17 protein-coding genes, 1 pseudogene and 1 riboswitch are annotated in these 17149 nt (G+C 47.8%); of the genes and pseudogenes, 7 read left to right on the top strand and 11 right to left on the bottom strand.

Features of this window, described 5'->3' with window-relative positions; translation table 11 throughout:
* Window positions 1-13 precede the first annotated feature (13 nt).
* The 3 genes from pyrF to tyrS form a co-directional block, all read right to left on the bottom strand.
* Window positions 14-739: an orotidine-5'-phosphate decarboxylase gene (pyrF, locus tag AC1S5B_RS23165; RefSeq protein WP_482038028.1), complete on the bottom strand. Its 726-nt coding sequence runs from the start codon at window positions 737-739 to the stop codon at window positions 14-16.
* A gap of 105 nt (window positions 740-844) precedes the next feature.
* Window positions 845-1393, bottom strand: coding sequence for a hypothetical protein (locus tag AC1S5B_RS23160; protein WP_482038027.1), 549 nt, complete (start codon window positions 1391-1393; stop codon window positions 845-847).
* Window positions 1394-1434: 41 nt separating this feature from the next.
* Window positions 1435-2667, bottom strand: coding sequence for a tyrosine--tRNA ligase (gene tyrS, locus AC1S5B_RS23155; RefSeq protein ID WP_482038026.1), 1233 nt, complete (start codon window positions 2665-2667; stop codon window positions 1435-1437).
* 347 nt (window positions 2668-3014) lie between these two features.
* Between tyrS and AC1S5B_RS23150 the strand changes: the two genes are divergently transcribed.
* Both AC1S5B_RS23150 and AC1S5B_RS23145 read left to right on the top strand, forming a co-directional pair.
* Window positions 3015-4925, top strand: coding sequence for a transglycosylase domain-containing protein (locus tag AC1S5B_RS23150; protein WP_482038025.1), 1911 nt, complete (start codon window positions 3015-3017; stop codon window positions 4923-4925).
* 432 nt (window positions 4926-5357) lie between these two features.
* Window positions 5358-6584, top strand: a complete 1227-nt coding sequence (locus tag AC1S5B_RS23145; protein WP_482038024.1) for an S-layer homology domain-containing protein — start codon at window positions 5358-5360, stop codon at window positions 6582-6584.
* Between the two features lie 122 nt (window positions 6585-6706).
* Here the strand turns inward: AC1S5B_RS23145 and AC1S5B_RS23140 are convergent, their stop codons facing one another.
* Window positions 6707-8197 carry a sensor histidine kinase gene (locus tag AC1S5B_RS23140; protein WP_482038023.1) on the bottom strand — a complete coding sequence of 497 codons (1491 nt, stop codon included), beginning with the start codon at window positions 8195-8197 and terminating at the stop codon, window positions 6707-6709.
* A 200-nt stretch (window positions 8198-8397) separates the two neighbouring features.
* Window positions 8398-8547 carry a hypothetical protein gene (locus AC1S5B_RS23135; RefSeq protein WP_482038428.1) on the bottom strand — a complete coding sequence of 50 codons (150 nt, stop codon included), beginning with the start codon at window positions 8545-8547 and terminating at the stop codon, window positions 8398-8400.
* On the opposite strand from AC1S5B_RS23135, the gene AC1S5B_RS23130 reads away from it, so the two are divergent.
* Window positions 8482-8739: a DUF3155 domain-containing protein gene (locus tag AC1S5B_RS23130; RefSeq protein WP_482038420.1), complete on the top strand. Its 258-nt coding sequence runs from the start codon at window positions 8482-8484 to the stop codon at window positions 8737-8739. The two genes, AC1S5B_RS23135 and AC1S5B_RS23130, sit on opposite strands and share 66 nt — an antisense overlap.
* Before the next feature lie 88 nt (window positions 8740-8827).
* Here AC1S5B_RS23130 and AC1S5B_RS23125 read toward each other — a convergent pair whose 3' ends face one another.
* From AC1S5B_RS23125 to AC1S5B_RS23115, 3 genes are all read right to left on the bottom strand, one after another.
* The gene (locus AC1S5B_RS23125) at window positions 8828-9361 is read right to left on the bottom strand and encodes a cofactor assembly of complex C subunit B (RefSeq protein WP_482038022.1); all 534 of its coding nucleotides are present in this window, start codon (window positions 9359-9361) and stop codon (window positions 8828-8830) included.
* A 22-nt stretch (window positions 9362-9383) separates the two neighbouring features.
* Complete coding sequence (locus tag AC1S5B_RS23120) at window positions 9384-9761, bottom strand: PadR family transcriptional regulator (RefSeq protein ID WP_482038021.1); 378 nt, start codon at window positions 9759-9761, stop codon at window positions 9384-9386.
* A gap of 297 nt (window positions 9762-10058) precedes the next feature.
* Entirely contained in the window at window positions 10059-10733 is a 675-nt protein-coding gene (locus AC1S5B_RS23115) for a response regulator transcription factor (RefSeq protein ID WP_482038020.1), read from the bottom strand.
* Window positions 10734-11028: 295 nt separating this feature from the next.
* Between AC1S5B_RS23115 and AC1S5B_RS23110 the strand changes: the two genes are divergently transcribed.
* The 3 genes from AC1S5B_RS23110 (at window position 11029) to AC1S5B_RS23100 (ending at window position 13916) form a co-directional block, all read left to right on the top strand.
* Window positions 11029-11604 carry a DUF3611 family protein gene (locus AC1S5B_RS23110; RefSeq protein WP_482038019.1) on the top strand — a complete coding sequence of 192 codons (576 nt, stop codon included), beginning with the start codon at window positions 11029-11031 and terminating at the stop codon, window positions 11602-11604.
* A gap of 200 nt (window positions 11605-11804) precedes the next feature.
* A riboswitch (guanidine-I (ykkC/yxkD leader) is annotated at window positions 11805-11934 on the top strand.
* A gap of 130 nt (window positions 11935-12064) precedes the next feature.
* Window positions 12065-12889 (top strand): ABC transporter ATP-binding protein, encoded by an 825-nt coding sequence (locus AC1S5B_RS23105; protein ID WP_482038018.1) that lies wholly within the window; start codon window positions 12065-12067, stop codon window positions 12887-12889.
* Window positions 12858-13916 carry an ABC transporter substrate-binding protein gene (locus AC1S5B_RS23100; RefSeq protein ID WP_482038017.1) on the top strand — a complete coding sequence of 353 codons (1059 nt, stop codon included), beginning with the start codon at window positions 12858-12860 and terminating at the stop codon, window positions 13914-13916. Before AC1S5B_RS23105 ends, AC1S5B_RS23100 begins: the two co-directional genes overlap by 32 nt.
* Window positions 13917-14091: 175 nt before the next feature.
* On the opposite strand, the pseudogene AC1S5B_RS23095 reads toward AC1S5B_RS23100, so the two are convergent.
* Window positions 14092-14486: pseudogene (locus AC1S5B_RS23095) on the bottom strand (transposase family protein); the annotation flags it as partial.
* A gap of 287 nt (window positions 14487-14773) precedes the next feature.
* On the opposite strand from AC1S5B_RS23095, the gene AC1S5B_RS23090 reads away from it, so the two are divergent.
* A complete protein-coding gene (locus AC1S5B_RS23090; protein WP_482038016.1) occupies window positions 14774-15676 on the top strand; it encodes an Rpn family recombination-promoting nuclease/putative transposase in 903 nt (300 codons plus the stop codon).
* A 31-nt stretch (window positions 15677-15707) separates the two neighbouring features.
* On the opposite strand, the gene AC1S5B_RS23085 is transcribed toward AC1S5B_RS23090, so the two are convergent.
* Window positions 15708-16922, bottom strand: coding sequence for a pentapeptide repeat-containing protein (locus tag AC1S5B_RS23085; RefSeq protein ID WP_482038015.1), 1215 nt, complete (start codon window positions 16920-16922; stop codon window positions 15708-15710).
* A gap of 28 nt (window positions 16923-16950) precedes the next feature.
* A complete protein-coding gene (locus AC1S5B_RS23080) occupies window positions 16951-17139 on the bottom strand; it encodes a hypothetical protein (RefSeq protein ID WP_482038014.1) in 189 nt (62 codons plus the stop codon).
* Window positions 17140-17149 lie beyond the last annotated feature (10 nt).

The following is a 17149-nucleotide window of genomic DNA, read 5'->3' as shown; positions in this document are numbered from 1 at the left end:
GCCTACAAAATTGTTAGGCTCGTTTGCCCAATTCGTCACAAATCTGATGAAAGGCTAGCGCCGGATCAACCGCTGCCGTGATGGGGCGACCAATGACTAAATAGTTGGCTCCAGCCGCGATCGCAGCCCGTGGCGTGAGAGTGCGGCGTTGATCCCCGGCATCTGATCCAACAGGACGAATGCCGGGACAGACTAATAGAAAGCGATCGCGGCAAGTTTGGCGGAGTTGCTCCACTTCTTGGGGAGAACAAACGGCTCCAGCCAATCCGCTTGATTGGGCAAGCAGTGCCATATGGAGGGCATATTCGGGCAATTCCAACGGAATTTTTAGGTCAAACGCTAGGGCACGGGTATTTAAACTTGTTAACACCGTAATTGCCAATAGGTTTGGCACCGCATTGCCCGATTCAGCGGCACCTTCAACAAGCGCAACTTGGGCAGCCTGCAATGCTTCCTTGCCGCAAGTGGCGTGAATCGTGAGCAAATCTACGCCATAGTGAGCCGCCGCCCGACACGCTCCCGCAACCGTGTTAGGAATATCGTGAAACTTTAGATCGAGAAAGATCCTCTTTCGGCGCTGTTTGAGTTCCGTTAGAATGTCGGGTCCGGCGCTAACAAATAGCTCTAACCCCACTTTCCAGAAGGTAACTTGAGGCAACTGATCGAGTAACGCGATCGCCTGTGCTGTTGTCGGCACATCCAACGGCACAATAATCTGATCCGCAACAGTTTCAACCACAACTTTTTCCAAATGACGAACAATGCGCTACAAACCGATATCTGACATCTGAATATCTGATACCCGATACCTGATACCCGATACCCACATCTTGTCCCCGTCCCGTTACTTTTGCTCTATGCAGTAATTATTAAAGTCTGCCACTAGGCGCCCTTCTTCGACTACTAGATTTTGAATAGTAGCAGCAGATCGGGTCAACTCAGCCGCCGCTTTTTGCTGATCTTTCAATCCTTGAGGAGAACTTTCGATCGTGCTAAAGGTGGTTAACGCGCTGCTGTTCTCTTTAAAGGCGCTATTCATGGCGATCGTGTTTTGCAGATAGCGAGTTTTGAGGGCAATTAAAGTTTCATCTTTAAGGTCGATCGCCTCAATTTCTTTAATCAAGCTATCTAGGTCGGTAATTAAACGGTTAAAACCACTGGCAGAGCTAGCAGAAGCTGCTTTGAAAGCATTGAAATCATTTTTAGCGGCAGCGGCTCTCACAGCCGTTTCATAGGTTTTGCCTTCTTGCTGAAAGTTGCTAGCCAAGGGGCGCATTTTGTTGACTGAATCGGACAGCTTGCTACATTGAGAAGCTTTGCTCGCACTACAACCTGCAAGGGATACGGCGATCGCGATCGCCATTAGCCACCGCTTCACACTCAAAACATTCATACAGTATCGACCTTACCTTGTCGCTTATTTGCAAAAATCAACTAAGGAACCAATCGCACAAACCGTTTCGTTCCCACGCTCAACGTTCGCCCAGCTAAGGCTGCCGCTGATTCAAAAGTTAGATCCACTTGGTCAACGCGATCGCCATCTAACTTCACTGCTCCGCCTTGAATTTGGCGACGGGCATCAGAACTACTTTTGCATAAACCACTCGCACTGACGACATAGAAAATTTTTGCAGGAAACTCGACCCCAGCGAGGGAAAACTCTGGCACCACACTCTGCTGCGTTTTGCCACTTCCTTGCACTAATGCGATCGCGGCTGACTGCGCCTGCAACGCCGCCTCTCGACCGTGATATTGAGTCACCACATCCAGCGCCAGCAGCTTTTGACACTCACGCGGATTATTGGGAAGTTGATCCAAGGGCAGGTTGGTTAAAAGCTCAAAATATTGCTCTAGCACTGCATCAGGAGTTTTTTCCAATTTGGAATACATGGTCAATGGGTCTTCCCGCAGCGCCACATAGTTATCTAAGGATTTTGACATTTTTTGCGTCCCGTCTGTCCCTACCAAAATTGGCAGCAGCAAGCCAAACTGCGGACGTTGCCCAAAATGCCGCTGCAAATCGCGTCCCACGGCAATGTTGAACTTTTGATCCGTGCCGCCTAGCTCCACATCAGCTTGAACCGCCACAGAGTCATAGCCCTGCATTAACGGGTAAAGAAACTCATGCAAAAAGATGGGGTTGCCCTTGTCGTAGCGATCGGCAAAGCCTTCTTTTGCCAGCATTTGCCCAACGGTCATCGTGGTGAGCAGGGACAAAATCTTGGTCAAATCCAGCGTAGCTAGCCACTCGGAGTTATAGCGAATTTCTAAGCGACCAGACGTATCAAAATCTAAAATAGGACGAACTTGATCTAAATAGGTTTTAGCATTCGCCGCCACATCCGCTTCGGTTAACTGACGGCGCACTTCTGACTTGCCTGTGGGGTCGCCAATTCGGGCAGTAAAATCACCAATAATCAATACGGCAGTGTGCCCTGCATCCTGAAAGGCGCGCAGTTTCCGAAACACAATGCTGTGTCCCAAATGAACATCAGTACCCGTCGGGTCTATGCCAAACTTGATCCGTAAAGGTTTATCACTTTTGGCTAGGCGCTGGTGTAAGTTGTCCTCTACAGAACTGGAAGAAGGCTGATCGGGGAAAATCTCGCTGGTGCCGCGCTGCAACCAGGCAACGTTTTGATAAGTGCCCGACAATGAATCATTCATGGAATTTTTGGTAAAGTCTGCTAGTTTAGTGGGCTAATATCCATTCTTGGCAAAAGAACCTCGCTATAATTCAGGCGATCGCCTTCCCTAGCCCATAATCTTATCTTTTTATTCAAACCCCTTATTGAAACCCCATGAACCGATTGATCTTACCCTAACTTTAGTTTCCTCCTATTTTCCTGTCTGCCCGAACTTTTCTTCCTCTGAGGTATGCTGGTCATCCTAGTTACCGACCAGGTTGTTAGATAAAGCGATGCCAAAGTAAACGCTAATCTAAAGATTTCAGTTCAAATTAGCTAGACCGGATAGAATATCAGCCTTGACTGCTCACTCAGGAAATTGCCGCCGTGTCGTCTAACACTTTTCAGCAGAAGCCCAATACCAATCAAGAACCCGTTTTTCAGTTTATTAGCGCTGTTAGCAAAATCACTGGCGGCACATTGTTAGGGGTCACGATGCTGACCAGTTCTATCGTGGCAGGCGGACTAGTAGGCTTAGCAATTAGTTTTCGCAATTTGCCCGATGTCCGAGTATTGCGAACCTATGCCCCGACAGAAACCACCCATATTTATGATGTTAAAGGGAAACTGTTAGCGAGTTTACATGGCGAAGCAAATCGAGAAGTGGTGCCGCTCAATAAGATGTCGCCTCACCTGAAACGAGCAGTGATGGCGATCGAAGATAGTTATTTTTATCAGCATCATGGCGTTAATGCTGGAGCGCTTGCCCGTGCCACCCGTGCCAACTGGATCGAAGGCAGAACCGTAGAGGGCGGTTCCACTTTGACCATGCAGCTTGTCAAAAATTTGTTCCTCACGCCCAAACGTGCCTTTAGCCGCAAGCTCGCTGAATCAGTCTTATCATTGCGAGTCGAGCAAATTTTTACCAAGGACCAAATCTTGGAAATGTACCTCAACCAAGTCTATTGGGGACATAACACCTATGGGGCACAAACAGCAGCGCAAAGCTACTTTGGTAAACCAGTCGCCAATCTAACGCTAGCAGAATCCGCCATGATGGCTGGGCTAATTCAGTCTCCCGAAACCCTCAGCCCGTTTGTTAACTTGAAAGGGGCAAAGCAACGCCAGCAAGAGGTGTTAAACCGAATGGTAAATCTGAAATGGATTACCCCGGAAGAAGCCCAAACTGCCAAGAAACAACCCATCAAGCTAGGCACAATCACTTCATTTCAAACCAGTCAGTCACCTTATGTTACTGAAGCGGCAGTCCAAGAACTGACTAAGCGCTTTGGGCGAGATGCGGTGCTGAAGGGCGGAATGCGCGTTCAAACAACCATCGACACAGACTTTCAGCGAATGGCGGAACAGGTCGTCAAAGAGGGGCATGAGTCGCTGATTGCTCAAGGCGTGTATGCCGATCAAATGGCATTAGTTGCCGTAGACCCGCGTACCCACTTTGTGAAAGCAATGGTGGGAGGCGTGGATTATCGCAAGAGTCAATATAATCGTGCAATTCAAGCGGTGAGACAACCGGGATCGGCATTCAAGCCATTTGTTTACTATGCTGCCTTTGCATCTGGGAAGTATGCGCCTGATTCTATAGTTAACGATAGCCCAGTCGGGTATCCTGACGGCTACGAGATGTATTATCCACAAAACTATGATGGCTCTTTTTCGGGTCCCATTTCGATTCGTCAAGCACTTGCTGTTTCACGCAATGTTCCTGCTGTCAAACTGGGGCAAGAAATAGGGCTGAATAAGGTGATCGATATCTGTCGGACGTTGGGTATTCGCAGCCCGATCGAGCCTGTAGTGTCTCTGCCGTTGGGCGCGGTGGATTTGACTCCAATGGAAATGGCGGGAGCGTTTGCCACTTTTGCTAGCGGCGGTTGGTATTCGGAGCCGACGTTTATTGTGCAGGTGACCGATAGCTCTGGCAATGTGTTGTTAGACAATACGCCAAAGCCACAGCTTGTTTTAGATCCGTGGGCGGTTGCGTCGTTGAATAGTGTGATGCAGAGCGTAATCAATAATGGAACGGCTACGGCGGCGAATATTGGTCGTCCGGCAGGGGGTAAGACGGGAACGACTACATCTGAACGAGATATTTGGTTTGTGGGCTATGTGCCTCAATTGGCGACGGCAGTCTGGGTTGGAAATGATGACTACACGTCTATTGGGCATGGGGCAACGGGGGGAACTTTTGTGGCACCCATTTGGCGAAACTTTATGTCGCGGGCGTTGCAAGGTGTTCCGGTAGAATCATTCCGTCCGGCTTCGGATTTTCCAAAACCATAGGTGTATCTAAATACTACAGTTTTGAGTTGCAATTTTTTGGCAGCTAAAAACTGCGATCGCAGAATAGCCTTCATAGGGCTTTATGATGCGATCGATTAATCGTTCATTAAACATTTCTGCGAGTATTATGCAGTTGCAAGACTTGCTAATAGCTCTGAGAGGTGGTTTTCGGCTGCTGTGATGTCGTCCTACATTGGTTCATTGCCTAATTTTCCTGGGGGGAACCAATTCAGCGTTTAGGAGCAACTAATTCGCTGGTGGTGCGTCTCTAGCTTTAGAAGCACCAGGCGATCGCCCAACAGAAACTCCAAAATCACAGCATTTTTGCTAAATAATCGCCAGTTTCTGCCGTGATCTCCTGAGGAACCTTCTTACCTTGTGTAAGGTCTATATATCTAACGAATAGTCGATGTTTCTTTGGAGAGTCCTCCCATGTTGAATTCTAACTCTTGGAAGTCTGGGGCTACTGCATTAGTAGCCTTAGGACTCGTAACCGGAACGGTTGCGCCGATGGTAATGATGAGTACTCCAGCGTACTCTCAGTCTTCTTTCCCCGATGTGCCGCCTAATTACTGGGCAACTCCGTTTATTAGCGAACTGGCTGCCCGTGGTGTAATTGCAGGCTTTGAAGACGGAACTTTCCGCCCTGAACAGCCTGTAACCCGTGCCCAATTTGCGGCAATGATCAATAAAGCCTTTAACAAGCCACGAGTGCGCGAACCCATTACGTTTGTGGATGTCCCCTCAAATAACTGGGCGGCGGCTCCCATTCAACGGGCTTACACCATGGGCTTTATGGCAGGCTATCCAGGGAATGTATTCAGACCCAGTGAAAACATTCCGAGATCGCAGGTGTTGGTTTCTCTCACTAGCGGCTTAAGCTATGCCCCAACTGGCTCCGTAGATACGACCCTGGGTATCTTTGCCGACGGTAATACCGTCCTTCAATATGCTCGTAATGGCGTGGCTGCGGCAACTCAACGACGGATGGTCGTTAACTTTCCCGATATTCGGCTCCTCAGACCCAATGAGGTCGCAACACGGGCAGACGTAGCAGCGTTCCTGTTCCAGTCTTTAGTTAGCACCGGACAAATTGCTCCAATTCAATCCCCCTTCATTGTGGGTGATGCTCCCTCTGCCGGAGTGAGAATTCCAGCGGGCACGTCTATACCAGTAAGGTTTGAAGGGGCTGACAAGGTTCTGTTGGCTAAGAATGAGGCACCCACTCCGTTCACCATGAAGGTTGCTCAAAATGTGGTGACCTCGCAAGGACAAGTGCTAATTCCGGCTGGCAGCGATGTGGTGGGTCAGTTGATCACGACTCCTAACGGCGCTCAGTTTACGGCGGGTGAAGTTGTTCTACCCGACGGGAAGCGGTTGCCGGTCAATGCGGCATCTAGCTTGATCACCAAAACTGAAACCATTACCAAGTCGCCTTCAGTTGGCAAGATTGCAGCAGGTACGGTGGTAGGCGCAGGTGCGGCGGCTGGAATTGCCGGAGTAACAGGCGATCGCAACATTAAATTCTATGAAGTTCTTCCTGGCGCTTTTGTCGGTGCCGGTTTAAGCTTCCTCTTCCGCGATCGCATTGATTTGTTTGCCATCAATCCAAACACCGACTTGTTGCTAACGCTGAATTCTGATTTGGTGATCCCTTAAGGAAATGAAACTGGTGATCGGTTTGAGGTGACCGGTTTGAGCATCTGTCTTGGGTGATCGGATGAGTCTATGGTTCAAAGCTAGAGGTTTAGATAATCTAAATCTCTAGCTTTTTTTAGTATTTATATGTTTGACTGAAACCGATCCTCTGAATGGTCGATCGCGATCGCAAGCTGCACCACAAAAGTAGTACCGGGTCTATTCATAAACATTGACGCAAATTTAGACGTGGATTCAGCAGTATCGACTCTAGCTAAATCAGCCGGACTCATCACCTGAATTGTGCCATGCATCTGTTCTATCAGCGTTTTCGCGATCGCCAACCCTAACCCACTTCCAGGAATAGTTCCTTCAGCCTGTACTCCGCGATAGTGCCGCTCAAACAGATGGGGCAAATCTTGCTGGGGAATCCCAAATCCGGTATCCGTGATCGCAATTTCTAGCCAAGATAAATGACCTTCAGATTCGACCCTAAGCTCAGTGTCAGACTCATTTTCAATTGTTGTAATGAAAATATGACCACCACTAGGCGTATACTTAACCGCATTTTCAAGTAAATTATGCAACACTTCTCGCAACGCTTGAGGATTTGCCCAAACAGGCGGCAGATCCTCTGAAATTTGACTGTGTAACATTTGTTTTTTGCCCTCTGCCAACGTTCTCATAGAGGCAACTAAAGGCTCGACTACAGACTCGATTAAACAGCGCTCTAACGGAAAAGAAGTGCCTATCAAAAAACCTGCTGTTGGCAAGAGGGGAAGAGTTTGCACTTCAATGACCGCATCTCCTAATGGCTGAACCAAAGTTGCGATTTCATCATCCATGCTAGAAGAAAGTGCTAGCTGGGGGGCATTAATGCCAGTGACTAACTCAATTTGCTGGGAGAGTTCTTTAAGGCGCGTGGCTTCTCGCACCATATTCGTAGCGATATCCTGGGTCTGCCCTGGTATCATCCGTTTGATCAGCAGTTTACCAAAGGTTTGTAAGGCGGTGAGAGAATTGCGAAATTGATGCAGCAGATTATCCATCATGTCGTGCTGTTGGACTCGCAAGGCATGTTCTCGCTGCCGATCGCGATTCATCCATTGATACCGCTGATCTAAAACACAAGCAATCGCGATCGACGTTGCAACTTCTTCTACCTGAGTCTCTTCACAGACCGTCCAAGCGCGATCGTCTCGCTGCGTCACCAGCAATCCCAACATCATCTCTTCATGCATCAATGGCAACACAATTTGGCGCTGATTTGCCAGAGATGAGTTTTCTGCGATCGGTTGGAATGAATGGGGTATCTCTAACGGCAAAAGGTTCGATTCTCCAGCCGCTACAAGGTCATTACTTCCAGTTTCCCCGGCTTGAGGCAGCATCTTCCCTCTCGGCAATTGCACAGACGATGAGGATACACTGCCATCAGACACTAGCGACGCTTCAAGTTCCCGTAGATCAACAGAGCCATCAGGATAAACAGCAATGGGCACTAACTGAGTTGAAGTCCCCTCTTCTCGCTCTTGGTTAATGTAAACCACACTCATCGACGCACCAACCGCTTGGGTCAGCAGCAAAATCTGCGATCGACATAGGGCAATAAACTCAGGACTAATGGGCATTAACATGCCAATAACCGCTTTTTATTCTTGTAAAATGCTTATCTTAAAAAGGTCAGAAATTACTTTACTAAGTACAAGTATTTTTACCTGTTTTTAGGGAAAGATGTAGTCTTTGTATCAATGGGTTAAAACAAATTGTAATTTTTGAGCTAAATCGATATACTTGCGACGGGTTTTGTAACTAAAACTACACTTAAATAGAGTCATTAGTTAAGGGGGTAGCGGGATTGGCAAGGAGACGCAAGCGTAAAAGCCGCCGTCGGCAAGAGGGTCGCAGAATTTTGGAGCACATACCACAGTTCAGCATCGAGTGTGGGGAAGACAAGCCAGTAACGGCAGCCCGCAAGTTTATTCATTCAGAAGGGATTCTTCCGCCTGCTCTATTACTCGTTAAGCGAAACGAGCATACCACGGATCGGTACTTCTGGGCGGAGAAAGGGCTTTTTGGAGCGCAGTATGTCGAAGAAAATCATTTCCTTTTCCCTAGCTTAAGACCACCTGAAGATGAAGTTCCGCTGGAGATGGTGATGTCTGCACGGAAAGCTTGAATAAAGCAGAGAAATTTTTCTCTAAAAAGTAGTCCCGCTCAGAAAGATTCCGAGCGGGACTACTTTTTGGGAAAGATGAAAACAAAACCTATTCAGCGAGTTTCAATGGAAGTGCCCGCTGTAACTCTAGTAATTCATCACGATGGGCAACCACAGTCAGTAGACTTTGAGAAGTCGATAGATCCTTTGAGGCGGCTTCAAGTTTAAGCACGACTTTCTCAGGACGCTTCGCGTTTTGCCAATAAAAGAACCCTGCAAGCGGAGAGAGGACTATCGGCATAAAAGCGCCCCTAGACAAGCTAGGAAATGAGATCACTAATATAAGTGATAGACACAGCATTCCAACTACCGCTAGCATCACTACAAACATTGCTAGAAAAACGCTAGGACGAACGATCCCTTCAAATGTAATCTTGTCCTCCTCTCTATCAACCGCTGTCACTTGATAAGCACGCTGAGTGAAATAGCGTTGTAACTGACTTGCCAAGGTTGCTTCAGGTTGCTCCGACGTGAATGAAAGCGTCTGAGTTCGATCTTTCACTGAAGCACGAATGAAGAATACTAGCCCAATTAACATCAGCACGGTCAAAAAGACCGTGGATGACAGAACAGGAACACCCATAACAGAATTTACCTATCCATTGCTAGCTGTGAGCTAACTCAGACGCTTGAGGCGTACTGTTAGAGCGATTAACATATTCTTGCCAAAGATGTGAAAGCTCTTTAGCATGTTGCTGGGCATCATCTTGAATTTGATACATCCGGCGTGGGCGACCTCTTCCCTCAACCTTTTTCCAATATCCTGCAATAATTCCTTCCTCTTCCAGAAACTTTAAAGCGCTATAAAGAACCGTGTCGGAAAGGCGATAGGCATTACTTTCATTTTCGAGAAGCTGAATGAGTTCAGTTCCATAGGAATCCCCACGAACAAGAACGGCAAGAACATAACAGACTGCCAGTTCTTTGTTGAGATAGAAAGGAGGCGGTGCTTGGAAAAAGCGATAAATATCTTCAAACTTCATGTTTTTTACCATCTAAACAAGCGATGAGCATTGAGCGTAAACTGCGAGAAAACCCAGTGAATGTCTTTGTTCCCTAACCTTAGCAATAGCGATAGAAAACAACATCCACTCAATGGACTAATTTTACTTACTGAGGGAAAACAGTTTTTCCGGGTGATGCCTGAAAATCTCTTACATTATGCATTTTTTGGAGATTAGTCAGACGAGGGGCGCAACCTTTTCTGACGATTTTTATTAAGATTCCTTTTATTAAGACTCCATAGAGTTGTAAATGGGTCACTCTGCCCGATCGCTTGATCAGACAAGTCCGGCTCGTAGGGCAACGACGGCTGCCTGCACTCTGTCATCCACGGCGAGCTTATTCATGATTCCTCGAATGTGGGTTTTGATAGTGTTGGGACTCAGATACAGAGCAGTTGCGATTTCAGGGTTGCTGTAGCCATCGACCATGAGTTTGAGTACTTCCATTTCACGCTGAGAAAGTCGTCCAACAATTGTTGGGGATGTGGGTGGCTTCAGGTGTTCGATAACGCGACGGGCAATTTGAGGATCGAGGTAGGTGGCTCCTTCTTGAGCAGCAGCGATCGCTGCAATTAATCGCTCCACATTCGTTCCTTTAATGCAAAACGCATCTGCACCGCTAGAAAGTGCCGCAATCACCTCTATCTCAGTCATATGGGACGTAAGAATAACGATATGAATTTCAGGCAAAATCGCCTTAATCTGCTGGGTGGCAGCAATCCCATCTTGGCGCGGTAAGCCAATATCCATCACAATGATATCTGGCTTCAAAGATTTTGCCATTTCAACCGCGACATAACCGTCGCCAGCCAGCCCTGCGATCGTTAACTGGGGATACTCTCCTAGAGTTTGCTCTAACCCCAACTGCATCATCGGGTCATCCTCCACAATCAGCACTTTTAAGGGGGGAAGCTCTGGGGCAAGGTTTTTAGGAGAAAGTGTAGTGGACATAAATCAATCTGATTCCCACAAACAAAAAATCAAAGCTTTCAATCAAACCATCAATCAGAATTTTTATCGGCAGTTTAAATAACGGCTCACGAGATAAATATCCTGCCCACATCCTAATGCAAACTGCTACGAAGCTTTCTAATTTGAAGCTGAAGAATTTTTGATTGAACTGAATGAACGACCTGAATAGACCAAAGGTTCTGTCTCCATGCGACACTATAGCCATGCAGGTTTTGCCCATCTAATGGCTAACATTCGCTAGGATGCTTTGGGTGGAGCGCTTACAACAGAGGGTATGAATAAAACAGGTTTCTCTGGTGGTCCGTCACCCACCATTCAGCAAATAGCTAAAGCTTTTAGACTCACAGGCTGGGTTAGCTTTTGGGTGCAATTGGTATTAACGGTGGTTTCTACGATCACGTTAATTTTTGCTGTGGCAGCCGGTCGCAGCGCAGGTTCTTCGGCAACCAACCCAGGTACAGGGGTTGGGGGCATTTTAACAGTAGTTGGGCTTGGGCTTTTAGGCTTCAATATGTTTTGGGCGCTCAGTCGCTATGTCTCCTATGGGCGCAGGCTGGGCAGTGATAAAACGGTTCGTCCTAGGAAATCTGAAGCAGTTCAAGCGATTCGCTTTGGCTTAATGGTTAGTTTGGTGGGGATGCTGCTGGCGATTTTAGGTGCCGAGACGGTGGTGGGCTTGCTGGTGAGCAAGGCGCTCAGCCAAGGCATCGGTGGTTTTGTGAATACTGACCCATCGCGTTTTATTCAACCAGCAGATACGTTTGTCGTGCAGGCAAGCATCAATGTGATTTTGGCGCAGTTTGTCGGGATTGTGTCGGCGTTGTGGCTGCTAAACCAGATGAATAAATAGTGACGTGAGCAGTGATGCGATCGCGTTGTTTTCTTCCCTCTTAGATTAATAGAACTTAATTCACTTCGCCTGAAAAGGGCTGAAAGCAATGCGCTTCAGTAGATTATGGCAAATGCCGCGCTTAATAATCTGCGGTATATGTGGCTTTTGATACAGCTTCAATTTTGTAGGGTTGGTATGCCTAATCTAAGAAATTTTGAATAATAAGCCTCTAGGGTTCCGGTTGAATTAATTGACTAATTGAACGCCTGGTCCGAGAGAGGCAAGCCCCACTAATTTGCTAATCGCACTTTAAGAAGGGTTACACGGCGGGAAAAAAGCCCGGGAGAAGCTGGCAATCGCTCAACAGATTGTGGCTCTCTTGGGCTTTCTTATTGAAAATCTTATTGGAAAATCTTTTTCTCGCGACGGGAGATAAATTGAGCGAAAACTGCTGTATCCCTTATGAAGAGCTTGAGTGATGAAATATCCAGATTCTATAGCCACGCCAGACCATGCCGACAGATCGATCTCAGTTGCAAAACTGGAAATTCAAAACATCAGCAAAGCCTACCCAGGAACAGGTGGACAATTGTCCGTTTTGGAAAATATTCAGTTTCAAATTTATTCCAGGGAATTGGTCTGTTTAGTCGGTTCATCAGGCTGTGGCAAGTCTACGCTGCTGAATATCATTGCGGGTCTGGTTGCGCCCTCATCTGGACAGGTGCTGGTGGATGGGCAATCGGTTACGGGTCGTCCTGGTTCCGATCGCGGCATGGTGTTTCAGGGCTATACGCTTTATCCCTGGCTAACGGTGGCTAAAAACATCGCTTTTGGATTGCAACTACAGAAGTTATCCAAAGCAGAACAGCGCGATCGCGTCCATTATTTTTTAGACGTGGTTGGACTGGTGCCCTTTGCCGATGCCTATCCCAAACAGCTATCGGGCGGGATGAAACAGCGAGTGGCGATCGCCCGTGCCTTGGCAAACGAACCCGCCGTTTTGCTGATGGATGAACCGTTTGGCGCGCTGGATGCTCAAACCAAAGAGCAAATGCAGCAGTTTTTACTCAATCTCTGGGAGCAAACTCATGTCACCATTCTGATGATTACCCACGATGTCGAAGAAGCGATTTACCTATCCCAGCGGGTTTACGTGATGAGTTCCCGACCCGGACGGATGCACTCGGAAATTCCCATCCTTCTACCTGAACACCGAGAACTGGATATCAAACTCTCGTCTGAGTTTGTCGCCATCAAACGCCAGGTGATTCATGCGCTACGCGGCGACCCGACTGCCGTTTAATTTGACCCATTCATTCCTTAAAAGTACTGCTGTTATGCCTAAGTTCTCTGCCATTGTGCGATCGCTCTCTCTTGCCTTCGCCTCTTTGCTTCTGGTCGTCGCCTGCTCTCAGCAGCCCAACGCTACCCAATCTCAGCCCCTCGTCTCTGCCACCAACAACTGGGTTGGCTATTCAGGACATCATGTGGCAGTCGGCAAAAACTTTTTCAAAGACGAAAAGCTCGACGTTCAAGATCTCTTCTTTCAAAGTAATACCGAACAGATCACTTCCTTTCTCGCTGGCAAAGTTGATCTCGCCTGGTTGACCTCCGGGGATGCCATTCAAATCTTGGCAAAAGATCCCACCGTCAAGATTATTTATCTAGTGGACTACTCCAACGGCGCAGACGGCATTCTGGGACGAGATATCAAGTCTCCCCAAGATGCCAAAGGCAAAACCGTGGGTCGTGAAGATATTTTGTTTCAAAAGATTTTGCTGGCAGCCTATCTACAAAAAGCAGGGCTAACCGAGAAAGATGTGGTCATCAAAAATCTAGCCGCCGCCGATGCCGCCGCTGCCTTTGGCGCAAAACGAGTAGACATGGCGGTTTCCTACGAACCCTATCTCACCAAAGCCGCAAAACAAGGCGGTGGCGAAGTCGTCTTTTCCACCAAAGGAACCAACCTAATTGCCGATGTGGTGATTGCTCGTGACCCGCTGATTCAGTCGCGCAAAACCGATCTGCAAGCCTACTTTCGGGCAGTCGATAAAGCGGTGAAATTGTTGAACGCCAACGATACAGAGGCATTTAATATCGCAGGCAAAAAATTAGGTGTTTCGGGAGACGAGGTGAAAGCGCAGCTGCAAGGCGCAAAATTGTTTGACCTAGAAAGCAACCAAACAGTTGCTTTCAACAAGGCAAATCCCAACAGCTTGATTGGTAACCTCGAACTCACGGCAAAAGCGGCTTATGAATTCAAAATTGTGCCTCAACCGCTCAAAGTCGAATCCTTATACGACGACTCAATTGTTAAATCGATGAGTTGAAGGAAAAGGCAAGAGGCAAGAGGTTAGGAACCAGAAGATTCTCTCACTGTTTCCTACTATCTAACCCAAGTTGCGGGTTATCTGGAGATGGGAGATGACTGTGAAGCGCACTCCGGTGAACGAGTCAAACTTTCTCGCGAAAGCAGTTAGTACCCGATTGAGCAGGAATGAAGGACTAGTCGATAAAAGCAGCTTTAAGGGTGAAACCAACGATAAAAGTAGAAACTTTCAGCAAAAAGCCATCCATCGTCACTGCATGAATTGATTTGGGAAATTGAGCCGTAATGCCACTGAAAACAGTTTCAATGAAGTGGCGAGGGTTTGCTTGATGTAAGCGAGAGTGGGAGAATCAGGGCGTTTGGAATTGCGTTTACGAGCCACTTGCAAAGTGATGGCATCGGTCTGCTCAAGACTATCTTCAACTTGATAGTTCGTATAGGCAGCATCGGCATAGATTGGAGTGTGGGCAGGCAAATTCAAGGGCAAGGCATTGAGTCCCCGGACATCATTGGCTTCACCGGGCAAAAAGGCAAACTCCACTGGAATGCCATCGGTGATCGCGAGCAGTCGGCGATCGCCCAGTATATCGAAGAGATTATTTACAGAATACTGCATTGCTTTCGCGACTCAAATCGTTGCATGGATTCACGCAGACTAGCGTAGCCGATGCTTTCTAAAACGGCGATTTTTCCAGGAACGCCAATTAAATTCGCAACGAATCTTAAAAGGAGCAGGACTTATGCAGTTGCACGACAAATAGTAAAAAAGGGAAAAAAGACGGAAATGGAGGGGCGATCGCTGAAATCATCAGCCTCTGGCGTATCTGTTACACTAGGCGATCATTTTTCAGAGAACCCATGACCGGATCGCGTGACGAGTTTGATAGCCCTTGGAAGGAGATTCTGGAAGCCTATTTCCAAGACTTCATACAGTTCTTCTTTCCCCAAATTCACGCTGATATTGACTGGAGCCGAGGCTATGACTTTTTGGATCAAGAATTGCAGCAAGTTGTGCGGGATGCAGAACTGGGCAAGCGGCTAGTCGATAAGCTTGTAAAAGTCTGGAAACTCAGTGGTGAAGAGACTTGGGTCTTCGCTCATATTGAAATCCAAAGCCAAGAAGAAGAACAGTTTAGCGATCGCATGTTTGTGTATTACTACCGATTGCGCGATCGCTATCACCAAAAGATTGCCAGCTTAGCGATTTTGGGAGATGAGCGAGCCACTTGGCGACCCCAGACATTTCAAGATGCCCTTTGGGGGTGTGAGGTGTCTTTTCGCTTTCCCATGATCAAGCTGCTGGATTATGCTTCACGTTGGGCAGAGTTAGAGTCTAGCCGCAATCCTTTTGCGATCGCGGTCATGGCACACTTGAAGACGAAGGAGACGCGCAATGATGCCGTGGCGCGGAAGGACTGGAAGTTTCGGCTGACGCGGCGGTTGTATGAACAGGGTTATGAGCGACAGGATATACTCAATCTATTCCGATTTCTCGATTGGATGATGGAGTTACCGGAGGGGTTGAAGCAGGTCTTCCGCGATCAACTTGAGCAGTATGAGCAGGAGCGCCAGATGCCTTATATCACGTCGATTGAACAGTTAGGGATGGAAAAGGGACGAGAGCAGGGACGAGAAGATGAGCGCCGATCGCTGGCTCTGAAAATGCTTCAGAAGAGCTTACCTCTGGAGATGATTGCTGAAATCACTGGCATAACGATCGCTCAACTCCAACAACTTCAATCTCAGCCCAACCAAAATTAGAGCGCGATCGCTTTGCGTGGGATTTCATGAACTACTCTGGTGGATCTGGTAGGGGTGCGTCGAGTGAAATGCCCAACGCTTCACAGTCTCGATTTGGGTTCAAGTTGCACCCTTCTGGCAACAGAGTGTTACAAAGTTTGGCTGCGGCAAGCTGTGCTTCAGTCCAGTTTTTACCATCACTGAGGTTGGCACCGCTGAGGTTTGCATCGAAGAAATTGGCACCGCTGAGGTTGGCATCGAAGAAGCTGGCACCGCTGAGGTTTGCACTGCTGAGGTAGGCACCGCTGAGGTTTGCACTGCTGAGGTAGGCACCGCTGAGGTTTGCACCGAAGAGTTCGGCACGGTTGAGGTTGGCATCGATGAGATTTGCACCGCTGAGGTTAGTACGGAAGAGGTTAGTACGAAAGAGGTTGGCATCGATGAGGTAGGCACCGCTGAGGTTTGCACCGCCGAGGTAAGCCCCGCTGAGGTTGGCACCGATGAGATTTGCACCGCTGAGGTTGGCACCGATGAGGTTTGCACCGCTGAGGTTGGCATGGCTGAGGTCAGCACCGAAGAGTTCGGCACGGTTGAGGTTGGCACCGCTGAGATCTGTCTGCTTTAAATCAATGCGTTGATGAGGTTCTTCCTTTTTTCGATCTCCCCGTCCAATTACGGTTAATGCCGCTTGGACATCAGTAGCGATTTTATGCTGTGTGTTGTCTTCGCTAGGCTGAGACTGAGGCAGAAAATCAGTCAGAAACGTTTGTTTTGGATTGCTCTTTTGCAGCTTGGAATGCTCCCTCACGAACGCCGTCATGACTTCCATGATCGTCCAGTGGTCTTTCGGCGAATCTTTAGCGATTCGCTCTAGGGCGTAGATGCCGCCTAATCGGACTTCGATCTTCTCACTTCCGAGTTGGTTAATGGCTTGAGTGAACCGTTCAGTGATTTGTTTTGCATTAGCAACTTGAAGGTTTCCCCAAGTAAAATAGGCAGTGATAAAGAAAAATCCACCCGTAAGGATTTGAGCCAGAGTGCTTGTGAGCGTACTTTCTAGTGCAATGCGCTCTTTCTCTAATTTAAGTTTCTCTTCAGGGGGAACCGATACTGGCAGTGATTGAATCTGCTTGCCAAAGTCTTGAAGCGTCTGGTGCTGTCCATATAAACGGTAGCCCAAGCCACCTAAAATTAGAATTCCTAGTGCGATCGCGATTGGTGTAAATACCTTCGGTGAAACTTTTACTTTGCTGGCTAGCTGGTGCATAGTCCCTAGAGTTATTTACCACCCCCAATTACAGCATTTTAGGGCAGTATTTCTGAAAAACATCAGGGCTTACAGGATACACAGGGTTGTTGAACTGGTTATGTTTTTGCGGTTTTTTAGATTTCTCTTTTTGCTGATTGCGTTTGGCTTCCGCTTTCGCCGCTCTTTCGGCTGCGATCGCGCCTAGTTTCGCCTGCTCTTTTCCGCTAAAAAGCATTCTATCCCGG

The sequence above is a fragment of the Leptolyngbya sp. CALU 1928 genome (genome assembly GCF_056784215.1).
Note: the sequence above shows the minus strand (reverse complement) of the source record. Positions and strands in the feature narration are given on the sequence as shown.

Coding starts and splice junctions, on each gene's coding strand:
- AC1S5B_RS23090 (WP_482038016.1), top strand. CDS start 14,774: ATGACCGGATCGCGTGACGAGTTTGATAGCCCTTGGAAGGAGATTCTG.
- AC1S5B_RS23125 (WP_482038022.1), bottom strand. CDS start 9,361: ATGGGTGTTCCTGTTCTGTCATCCACGGTCTTTTTGACCGTGCTGATG.
- AC1S5B_RS23100 (WP_482038017.1), top strand. CDS start 12,858: ATGCGCTACGCGGCGACCCGACTGCCGTTTAATTTGACCCATTCATTC.
- AC1S5B_RS23145 (WP_482038024.1), top strand. CDS start 5,358: ATGTTGAATTCTAACTCTTGGAAGTCTGGGGCTACTGCATTAGTAGCC.
- AC1S5B_RS23115 (WP_482038020.1), bottom strand. CDS start 10,733: ATGTCCACTACACTTTCTCCTAAAAACCTTGCCCCAGAGCTTCCCCCC.
- AC1S5B_RS23160 (WP_482038027.1), bottom strand. CDS start 1,393: ATGAATGTTTTGAGTGTGAAGCGGTGGCTAATGGCGATCGCGATCGCC.
- AC1S5B_RS23105 (WP_482038018.1), top strand. CDS start 12,065: ATGAAATATCCAGATTCTATAGCCACGCCAGACCATGCCGACAGATCG.
- AC1S5B_RS23080 (WP_482038014.1), bottom strand. CDS start 17,139: ATGCTTTTTAGCGGAAAAGAGCAGGCGAAACTAGGCGCGATCGCAGCC.
- AC1S5B_RS23140 (WP_482038023.1), bottom strand. CDS start 8,197: ATGTTAATGCCCATTAGTCCTGAGTTTATTGCCCTATGTCGATCGCAG.
- AC1S5B_RS23085 (WP_482038015.1), bottom strand. CDS start 16,922: ATGCACCAGCTAGCCAGCAAAGTAAAAGTTTCACCGAAGGTATTTACA.
- AC1S5B_RS23135 (WP_482038428.1), bottom strand. CDS start 8,547: ATGAATAAACTTGCGGGCTGCCGTTACTGGCTTGTCTTCCCCACACTC.
- AC1S5B_RS23120 (WP_482038021.1), bottom strand. CDS start 9,761: ATGAAGTTTGAAGATATTTATCGCTTTTTCCAAGCACCGCCTCCTTTC.
- AC1S5B_RS23110 (WP_482038019.1), top strand. CDS start 11,029: ATGAATAAAACAGGTTTCTCTGGTGGTCCGTCACCCACCATTCAGCAA.
- tyrS (WP_482038026.1), bottom strand. CDS start 2,667: ATGAATGATTCATTGTCGGGCACTTATCAAAACGTTGCCTGGTTGCAG.